The sequence below is a fragment of the Muriicola sp. genome (assembly GCF_041567615.1).
GTDB lineage: Bacteria > Bacteroidota > Bacteroidia > Flavobacteriales > Flavobacteriaceae > Muriicola.
In genome coordinates this window covers 1-10,075 of sequence record NZ_JBFGBM010000092.1, presented here as the reverse complement: position 1 = coordinate 10,075, position 10,075 = coordinate 1, and the positions used below count along the sequence as shown (strand labels likewise).

The window sequence follows — 10,075 nt, the reverse complement described above, 5'->3', positions numbered from 1 at the left end:
GATTTTGCGGAAGGACTTGAAAAAGTAGACCTTTCCGTAACCTTCTCCACCAACTGGAATGAAACTACAGAGCGCACCCAATTTGCTGCGGCGGCTAATCATTTCCTGGAATCATGGGGAGATGCCCAATTGAAAAAAGGACATTACAGCCTTGTCCAGCCTACCATCAGGGAGCTTTTTGACACCCGACAATTCCAGCAATCCCTGTTGCTCTGGATGGGCAGCGATCAGAGTTATTACGATTATATCAAAGCCTATTGGACGGACATCATTCTCGGTACCGAATCCTGGAACAAGGCTTTGCACGACGGGGTATACAGCGTCGAAATGAATATGGCGGGAACCCGGGAGGAAACTGTTTCTGAGACGGCCCCCGACGCAGTCCTCAGCGACGCCGTTCGGAACCTGGCCTCAACCTCTTCGGAAGGTATGGAGCTCACCCTCTACAGCAAGGTAGGGATGGGTGATGGGCAGCAGGCCAGCAACCCCTGGCTGCAGGAATTCCCGGATCCTATTACCAGGGTCACCTGGGATAATTACCTCACCATCTCCAGGGCTGATGCAAACGAGCTCGGCCTGGTCAATGAAAATGCGGCCAACGGCGGCCTCGACGGCAGCTATGCCAATGTAACCGTCAACGGGGTGACCCTTAGCAGCGTCCCTGTGATCATACAGCCCGGACAGGCGAAAAATACCATCGGACTGTCCTTCGGATACGGCCGAAAAGTGGGGATGAAGGAAGAGATGCAGACCGGGGTCAATGCCTATGCTCTTTACACAGATTTCAACAGCATTCAATCCGTCAGTGTGGAAAAAGCTTCTGGCATGCACGAATTTGCCTGTATCCAGCTGCAAAATACCCTGATGGGTAGGGGGGAGATCATCAAGGAGACCACCCTCGAAAAGTACAAAACCGAAGATCCTCACGAGTGGAATCCCGTACCGGAGGTATCCCTCAATCACCAGGAGGTTCCGGCAACTACCGTCGACCTTTGGGAATCCTTTGACAGGTCTGTGGGTCACCACTTCAACATGTCCATCGACCTTAATGCCTGTACAGGTTGCGGGGCTTGTGTGATCGCCTGCCACGCCGAAAATAACATTCCTGTGGTAGGAAAGACAGAGGTGAGAAGGTCCAGGGATATGCACTGGCTGAGGATAGACAGGTATTATTCTTCAGAAGACACCTTTGAGGATGACAACATTAAAAAGGACGAGTTCTCCGGAGCTTTCGATTCCAAGGCAGGATTCGAAGAAATGGAAAGGGCAGCTGAGAATCCTCAGGTGGCTTTCCAGCCCGTGATGTGCCAGCACTGCAACCACGCTCCCTGTGAGACCGTTTGTCCGGTGGCCGCTACTTCACACAGCCGCCAGGGACAGAACCATATGGCTTACAACCGCTGCGTGGGAACACGTTACTGTGCAAACAACTGTCCTTACAAGGTTCGAAGGTTCAACTGGTTCCTTTACAACAATAATGACGAGTTCGATTTCCATATGAATAACGACCTCGGGAAAATGGTCATCAACCCTGATGTAACCGTAAGGTCGAGGGGAGTGATCGAGAAGTGTTCGCTTTGTATCCAGATGACACAGAAGACCATCCTGGATGCCAAGAGGGAAGGTCGCGAGATCGAGGACGGGGAATTCCAGACCGCATGTTCCAACGCATGCAGCAACGGAGCCATCATCTTTGGAGATATCAATGACGAGAAGAGTCAGGTGGCTGCCCTTAAGAAGGAGGACAGGATGTACCACTTGCTGGAAGCAGTGGGAACCAAGCCCAATGTCTTTTATCAGGTCAAGGTAAGGAACACCAACGAAGCATAAACAAGTAGAAAAACCTAACATAACAGAAATCTATGGCGTCGCATTACGAAGCACCAATTAGGAAGCCCCTTGTTATTGGAGACAAAGACTACCACGACGTTTCGGTGGACATTGCAGCTCCTATAGAAGGCAGGGCCAACAGGCAGTGGTGGATAGTCTTTTCCATTGCCCTGGCGGCACTCCTCTGGGGAATAGGTGCTATAATTTATACGATCTCCACGGGTATAGGTACTTGGGGACTCAACAAAACGGTCAACTGGGCCTGGGACATCACCAACTTCGTCTGGTGGGTGGGTATAGGTCACGCGGGAACGCTGATCTCGGCAGTACTGCTGCTCTTCAGGCAGAAGTGGAGAATGGCGATCAACCGGTCGGCTGAAGCCATGACCATCTTCTCGGTGATCCAGGCGGGATTGTTCCCTATCATCCACATGGGCAGGCCCTGGCTGGCGTATTGGGTGGTTCCCATCCCCAACCAGTTCGGATCCCTTTGGGTAAACTTCAATTCCCCTCTGCTTTGGGACGTATTTGCGATCTCGACGTATTTATCTGTTTCCCTGGTTTTCTGGTGGACAGGGTTACTGCCCGACTTTGCGATGATCCGCGACAGGGCGGTAAAACCCTTTCAGAAAAAGATATACGGCCTGGTGAGTTTTGGCTGGACAGGAAGGGCCAAGGACTGGCAGCGATTTGAAGAGGTATCTCTCGTTCTCGCTGGTTTGGCTACGCCCCTTGTACTTTCTGTACACACCATCGTATCCTTCGACTTTGCTACCTCCGTGATCCCGGGATGGCACACCACCATCTTCCCCCCATACTTTGTGGCCGGGGCGATCTTCTCGGGCTTTGCCATGGTACAGACCCTTTTGATCATCATGAGAAAGGTGTGCAGCCTGGAAGCCTATATCACGGTTCAGCATATAGAATTGATGAACATCATCATCATGGTGACAGGTTCCATCGTGGGCTGTGCCTATATCACGGAGCTCTTCATCGCCTGGTATTCCGGGGTGGAGTACGAACAGTACGCCTTCCTGAACCGGGCCACCGGACCTTACTGGTGGGCTTACCTGCTCATGATGAGCTGTAACGTGGTCTCCCCTCAGGTGATGTGGTTTAAAAAAATCCGGACCAGTATCGTAATCTCCTTTGTGATCTCTATCGTCGTGAATATCGGGATGTGGTTCGAGCGGTTCGTGATCATCGTGACCTCCCTCCACAGGGATTACCTCCCTTCATCCTGGACCATGTTCTCCCCAACCTTTGTGGATATCGGGATCTTTATCGGGACCATTGGGTTCTTCTTTGTGCTCTTTTTGCTCTATGCGAGGACCTTCCCTGTGATCGCACAGGCCGAAGTGAAATCCATCCTGAAATCCTCAGGTTCCAAATACAAAACTCTAAGGGATTCCGGAAAGCCCCTTTATCAAATGCCTTCGGGTAAGGCTCCAAAGACGGAGACCAAGACGGAAGCGGCTTCCCAGCAAATCCCAAGGGCCGAAGCTTCCGACCTGCTTTCCAAACTCGGAACTTTCGACCCTTCCAAAGACAAGGCAGACGACCTTAAGAAAGTGAAGGGGATAGGACCCAAGATGGAGAAGACCCTGAATCAGATTGGAATATACACCTTTGCCCAGGTCAGCAGGATGACCGAGGCCGAATACAATATGCTGGATGAATTGACAGGTGCATTCCCGGGAAGGGCTCAGAGAGACGACTGGGCAGGTCAGGCAAAGAAATTAAATAAGAAATCGTAATTATGGCCTCTAAAGTTATACACGCTTATTTCAACGATGATGACATCCTGATGCAGGCTGTCAAAAAGGTAAAGGCTGCCAGACACCATATAGAGGAAGTGTATTGCCCTTTCCCTGTTCACGGGCTGGATAAGGCCATGGGGCTGGCTCCCACTAGGATCGCCATTACCTCATTCATGTACGGCTGTCTGGGTCTCACCGTGGCCATCGTGATGATGAATTACATCATGATAGAGGACTGGCCACAGGACATCGGTGGAAAACCCAGTTTTAGCTATATCGAGAACATGCCGGCCTTTGTACCCATCATGTTTGAGATGACCGTATTTTTTGCGGCCCACCTGATGGTGATCACCTTTTACCTGAGGAGCAGGCTCTGGCCCTTCAAAAAAGCCGAAAACCCTGATGTCAGGACCACTGATGACCATTTTGTAATGGAAATAGAAGTGCACGGTGATGAGAAAGGCCTGATGACCCTCTTACAGGAGTCAGGCGCCGTAGAGATTAACAAGGTAGAAAAGTAGTACCGGACTTATGAAGAATATACTCAAAATAGGAATTGTATTTACGGCCGTGCTGGCCATGGTTTCCTGTGCAGACAAGGACAGCCCGAACTATCAGTACATGCCCAACATGTATTTTCCGGTGGGCTATGAGACCTATCAGCAGGTTGATTTTTTACCCAATGGCTCTGAAGCCATGCAACCGGCAGAGAATACCATCTCCAGGGGGTGGCTGCCCTACGAATTCGCCAATGACCTGGCCGGAAAGGATATGGCGAGACTGCAGCCAAGTCCGCTTGACTCCGTCAACGCTGAGGCCAACCTGTCCAAGGGAAAGGAATTATACGATATCTATTGCGCGATCTGTCATGGTGCCAACGGGGCCGGACAGGGAACCCTGGTAAAAAGGGAAAAGATCCTCGGCGTACCCAGTTATGCCGATGTGGCGAGGAACATTACGGTAGGGTCTACCTATCACACGATTTATTACGGCCTTAACTCCATGGGATCCTATGCCGGGCAGCTCAATTTTGAAGAGAGGTGGCAGGTGGCGGAATACGTCATGAAACTGAAGCAGGACCTAACTAAATAAGATACTGACAGCAACTATGTATACATTTTCTAACAGACTTAAGATCGGAGCAATAGTCCTCATGGCCCTCGGAATCCTGGGGATGGGTGTCGGGTTTGTATCGGTCCCTTCCACTCCGGAAGAAGCAAAAGCCATGGTGGCTGCACATGATGACGGTCATGGGGATTCCCATGCTGAGGAGAGTGATCATCCTGCGACGGTTAGTGAACATCCTGATGCGGCAGAACATCCTGCAGAAGATGCAGGACATGCTGCTGCTACCGAACACGGTGCATCCCACGATGAACACCTGATGCATCAATTGCAGAACAGGCCGTGGTCTGCGCTTTATGTGGCTGCATTCTTTTTCTTTATGATATCCCTGGGTGTACTTGCGTTCTACGCTATCCAAAGGGCTTCACAGGCGGGCTGGTCACCCCTTTTATTTCGGGTCATGGAAGGTATTACCGCTTACCTTGTGCCCGGAGGGATCGTGATCTTTGTGATCTTTGTGCTTTCTGTGATGCACGTGAATCATATGTTTGTGTGGATGGATGCTGAAGTAGTGGCCGAAGATTCGATCATACAGGGGAAAGCAGGATATCTGAATCCCACGTTTTTCCTGATCCGTGCCGCCGTTTTCCTGGGGGGCTGGATCCTCTACAGGGAAGTTTCCAGGCGTTTGTCCCTCGCTCAGGACGAAGCACAGGACAACAAGAACTTTGTCAAGAACTTCAGGTGGTCTGCCGGCTTCCTGGTATTTTATCTCGTCACCGAATCCATGATGTCATGGGATTGGATCATGAGTATAGATCCTCACTGGTTCAGCACCTTGTTTGGATGGTATGTTTTTGCGAGCATGATGGTCTCCGGCATCACCGTGATCGCTATGGTGACCATATATCTCAAATCAAAAGGATACCTGCCCGATGTGAATGACAGCCACATACACGACCTGGCCAAATTCATGTTTGGATTCAGTATCTTCTGGACGTATCTTTGGTTCAGCCAGTTCATGCTGATCTGGTATGCCAATATCCCTGAGGAGGTCACGTATTTTGTGACCCGTATAGAGGATTATAAATTGCCATTTTTTGGGATGATCGTGATGAATTTCGTGTTCCCCCTCCTGGTTCTTATGAACAGTGATTACAAGAGGGTGAACTGGTTCGTGATCATGGCGGGGATCGTGATCCTGGCAGGACACTATCTCGACGTCTACAACATGGTGATGCCAGGTACTGTGGGGGATCAGTGGTTCATCGGTATTCCTGAACTGGGAGCCTTGTCTTTCTTTGCCGGGGCGTTCATCTTCTGGACGTTCAGGTCGCTGACCAAGGTCCCGCTCCAACCGAAAAGGAACCCATTCATAGAGGAGAGCAGACATTTTCACTATTAATGAATACAGTAACTTATTTAGTTTAGATAATGACGACATTACTTACGATACTTGTTCTAATCTTAGTAGCCATCGCCATCTGGCAGATGACCAAGATCTTTGAACTGTCTCAGATCAGGGCAGAGAATACTCAGGTTGCCAGCGATAAGGATAACAAGTACAACGGATACCTGATGTTCGCCTTTTTGATCTTTATTTATGGGATCACTATTTTCAGTTTCTGGAAATACAGCAAGGTGTTGCTGCCGGAAGCCGCATCAGAACACGGGCAGAGCTATGACAGTTTGATGTTGTGGTCCTTCGTGATCATTTTTTTCGTGCAAACCGTCACCCAGGCCCTCCTGCATTACTTTGGCTATAAGTACAAGGGAGAAAAAGGGAAAAAAGCCCTTTTCTATGCGGATAATGACCGACTGGAATTCATCTGGACCATCATTCCGGTGATCGTACTGGCCGGACTTATCCTCTGGGGACTGTACACCTGGACGAACATCATGGACGTGAATGATGAAGACGATCCGCTGATTGTGGAGCTATACGCACAACAGTTCAACTGGACAGCCCGCTACGGTGGGGCAGACAATGTCTTGGGAGGGGCTAATGTGCGTATGATCGATATCAACCGAGCCAATGTTCTGGGTCTGGACGAATCAGATCCTTATGCCGGTGATGACGTCATCGTAAAGGAATTGCACCTGCCGGTGGGACGTAAGGTCAATTTCAGGTTCCGCTCTCAGGACGTACTTCACTCGGCCTATATGCCGCATTTCAGGGCGCAGATGAACTGTGTTCCCGGGATGATCACTGAATTTTCCTTCACTCCTACGATCACCACCGAGGAGATGCGTCTCAATCCGGATGTGATCGACAAGGTGAAGCGGACCAATGCCATCCGGGCCGAAAGGGCCGCGAACGGCGAACCTAACTCCGATCCGTGGGAGTTCGACTATGTATTACTTTGCAATAAGATCTGCGGTAAGTCGCATTACAACATGCAGATGAAGATTATTGTGGAGACCGAAGAAGAATACAATGCGTGGATGGAAAGTCAACAGACCTTCTCCCAGCTCATGGCATCCATGAATTAGAATAAAAACAAGGCTAGAAAAGAAAATTAATAAAAATTAAACAAGATTATGTCTGCTACAGCACATGCACATGTTGATGATCATGCTCACGATCATGGACATCATCATCACAAAGAGACGTTTGTCACTAAATATATCTTTAGCCAGGATCACAAAATGATCTCCAAGCAATACCTGATCACAGGTCTGATCATGGGGATCATAGGGATTGCGATGTCCCTGCTTTTCAGGTTGCAGCTGGCCTGGCCGGGAGAATCATTCCCCATTTTTGAAGCCCTGTTAGGTAAATGGGCCCCGGAGGGTGTGATGGACGCCGATGTCTACCTGGCCCTGGTGACCATCCACGGAACCATCATGGTATTTTTCGTGTTAACTGCCGGGCTGAGTGGTACATTCAGTAACCTGCTGATCCCATTGCAGATAGGCGCAAGGGATATGGCCTCTGGCTTCCTGAACATGGTTTCTTACTGGCTGTTCTTCCTCTCCAGTGTCATTATGGTGATCTCTCTTTTTGTAGAGGCAGGACCGGCCGCGGCGGGGTGGACAATCTATCCTCCCCTGAGTGCCTTACCTATGGCGCAACCGGGATCCGGAATGGGAATGACCCTTTGGCTGGTCTCCATGGCGATATTTATCGCCTCCTCTCTTCTGGGTTCGCTGAATTATATTGTTACGGTGATCAACCTGAGGACCAAAGGCATGTCCATGACCAGGTTGCCGCTTACCATCTGGGCGTTCTTTGTAACGGCTATCATCGGGGTGATCTCTTTCCCTGTACTGCTTTCTGCAGCCCTGCTGCTGATCATGGACAGGAGTTTCGGAACTTCCTTCTTCCTTTCTGATATCTTTATTCAGGGAGAAGTTCTGCACTATCAGGGAGGTTCTCCGGTTCTTTTTGAACACCTGTTCTGGTTTTTGGGACACCCAGAGGTATATATCGTTTTACTTCCTGCACTCGGGATCACTTCTGAGGTGATGTCTACCAATGCCAGGAAGCCTATCTTTGGATACAGGGCGATGGTGGCCTCCATCCTGGCCATCGCGTTCCTCTCTACCATCGTATGGGGACACCATATGTTCATCTCCGGTATGAATCCTTTCCTGGGATCCGTATTTACCTTTACGACTCTGTTGATCGCTATCCCATCTGCGGTAAAGGCGTTTAACTATATAACTACCCTCTGGAAAGGAAACCTGCAGATGAATCCCGCCATGCTCTTCTCTATCGGTCTTGTATCGACATTCATCACGGGAGGTCTGACCGGGATCATCCTTGGGGACAGTACCCTGGATATCAATGTACACGATACTTATTTCGTGGTGGCTCACTTCCACCTTGTGATGGGTATTTCAGCGCTCTATGGCCTCTTTGCCGGGGTCTACCATTGGTTCCCGAAAATGTTCAAGCGCATGATGAACAAGAACCTGGGGTATGTGCATTTCTGGGTGACAGCCGTTTGTGCCTATGGGGTCTTCTTCCCCATGCACTTCGTAGGAATGGCCGGAGTGCCCAGGAGGTATTACCAGAATACGGCCTTCCCTATGTTCGATGAACTTACAGACGTGAACGTGCTGATCACGGTATTCGCCCTGATCGCAGGAGCCGCTCAGCTGGTTTTCCTCTACAACTTTATACACAGTATTTTCTACGGAAAGCCCACTGTTCAGAACCCATGGAAATCCAATACGCTGGAGTGGACTGCTCCTATCGAGCACTTCCACGGCAACTGGGAAGGAGAGATTCCTCACGTACACCGATGGGCATATGATTACAGCAAGACACTGCCCAACGGGGAATACGTGATCGAAGGACAGGATTTCGTGCCTCAGAACGTCCCTCTGCATAAGGATGAAGAGGAATTGCATCACTAAATCATTTCATTTTTAAACAATAAACCCATCTCTCGGTTGCTCCGGCGGATGGGTTTTTTGTTTGCTGATGGCCATAGTTAGTTTGGCCCCGTTCTTGAGGAAATTGTAATATCTTTATTTCATATTAAGCGAATCAATACCGTCAAATCCATGAAGATCGCCCTGAGATATCTCCTGATCACCCTCGTTTTTATGATGGTCACAGGCGTTTATGCACAACGCAAACCCCGGTTAAAAGGTAACCGGGAGGTCACCACGGTCACGGATGCCCTGCCTCCTTTCTCCCGGCTGGAACTGGCAGACGACCTGGCTATCGTTTTGAAGAGGTCGGCGGAAGAATCCTTTACCATTACGGCGGACGACAACCTGGTGGATGTGATCAAGTTCAAAGTGAACAACGGCACCCTGGTAATCTCTTCCTTTTATGAGATCACCTCCCGGAAGGAATTGAACATAGTGGTAACCTTCTCCCAACTCGAAATGATAACTGTAAAGGAAGGAAGGGTAGAAACGGCGGAAGGCGAAAGGATCAATACGGATGCTCTCCAAATAGAGACTTATGGGAATTCACGGGTTCGTCTTGATGGGGATGTGGGAACACTCTCGGTTGAGATGAGAGACAACAGCAAAGGGGAATATACGATGACTTCTGACAGCCTGTCGGTGAAGATGGGACAAAAATCAGATGCACAACTCTATGTCAACGCTTTTTCCGGATCGGTCGACATTCAGGACAACACCCTGCTGCAGCTGGAGGGCACCTCTGGCAGTTTGGATCTCAAAGTAAGGGGCAACGGAAAATTGCGGGGTCAGGATTTTGAGGTCGACGATCTCACGGCCGGTATATCCGATTCGGGGGATGCCCGCATCTTTGCGAGGAATCGTCTGCAGATCGGCCTGACGGGAAATGCCAGGTGTTACCTTTTCAGTGAACCGGAGATCACCCTCACCGCCTTTAAGGACAATGCCGAATTCTTTAAGCGCAAAAAATAAGGTTCCCCTTTCGCAGAGGAAAAGGGAACCTCATTGATCTGCTCTGCTCGAGATCAGGATTC

Annotated in this window: 8 protein-coding genes; all 8 read left to right on the top strand. The window is 49.8% G+C overall.

Annotation, left to right across the window (positions count from 1 at the left end):
* Nucleotides 1–1,830, top strand: a 1,830-nt coding sequence (locus ABYP73_RS07805; RefSeq protein ID WP_372973945.1) for a 4Fe-4S dicluster domain-containing protein, incomplete at its 5' end; no start/stop codon positions are given.
* A 32-nt stretch (nt 1,831–1,862) separates the two neighbouring features.
* On the top strand, nt 1,863–3,587 hold the full coding sequence (gene nrfD / locus ABYP73_RS07800) for an NrfD/PsrC family molybdoenzyme membrane anchor subunit (RefSeq protein ID WP_372944588.1): 1,725 nt from the start codon (nt 1,863–1,865) through the stop codon (nt 3,585–3,587).
* A gap of 2 nt (nt 3,588–3,589) precedes the next feature.
* Nucleotides 3,590–4,111: a DUF3341 domain-containing protein gene (locus ABYP73_RS07795; protein WP_372973944.1), complete on the top strand. Its 522-nt coding sequence runs from the start codon at nt 3,590–3,592 to the stop codon at nt 4,109–4,111.
* A gap of 10 nt (nt 4,112–4,121) precedes the next feature.
* Nucleotides 4,122–4,682 (top strand): c-type cytochrome, encoded by a 561-nt coding sequence (locus ABYP73_RS07790; RefSeq protein WP_372973943.1) that lies wholly within the window; start codon nt 4,122–4,124, stop codon nt 4,680–4,682.
* Between the two features lie 16 nt (nt 4,683–4,698).
* Nucleotides 4,699–6,060 carry a quinol:cytochrome C oxidoreductase gene (locus tag ABYP73_RS07785; protein ID WP_372973942.1) on the top strand — a complete coding sequence of 454 codons (1,362 nt, stop codon included), beginning with the start codon at nt 4,699–4,701 and terminating at the stop codon, nt 6,058–6,060.
* A 29-nt stretch (nt 6,061–6,089) separates the two neighbouring features.
* Nucleotides 6,090–7,148, top strand: coding sequence for a cytochrome c oxidase subunit II (locus tag ABYP73_RS07780; protein WP_372973941.1), 1,059 nt, complete (start codon nt 6,090–6,092; stop codon nt 7,146–7,148).
* A 48-nt stretch (nt 7,149–7,196) separates the two neighbouring features.
* On the top strand, nt 7,197–9,020 hold the full coding sequence (locus tag ABYP73_RS07775) for a cbb3-type cytochrome c oxidase subunit I (protein WP_372973940.1): 1,824 nt from the start codon (nt 7,197–7,199) through the stop codon (nt 9,018–9,020).
* 150 nt (nt 9,021–9,170) lie between these two features.
* Entirely contained in the window at nt 9,171–10,013 is an 843-nt protein-coding gene (locus ABYP73_RS07770) for a GIN domain-containing protein (RefSeq protein ID WP_372973939.1), read from the top strand.
* Nucleotides 10,014–10,075: the final 62 nt, after the last annotated feature.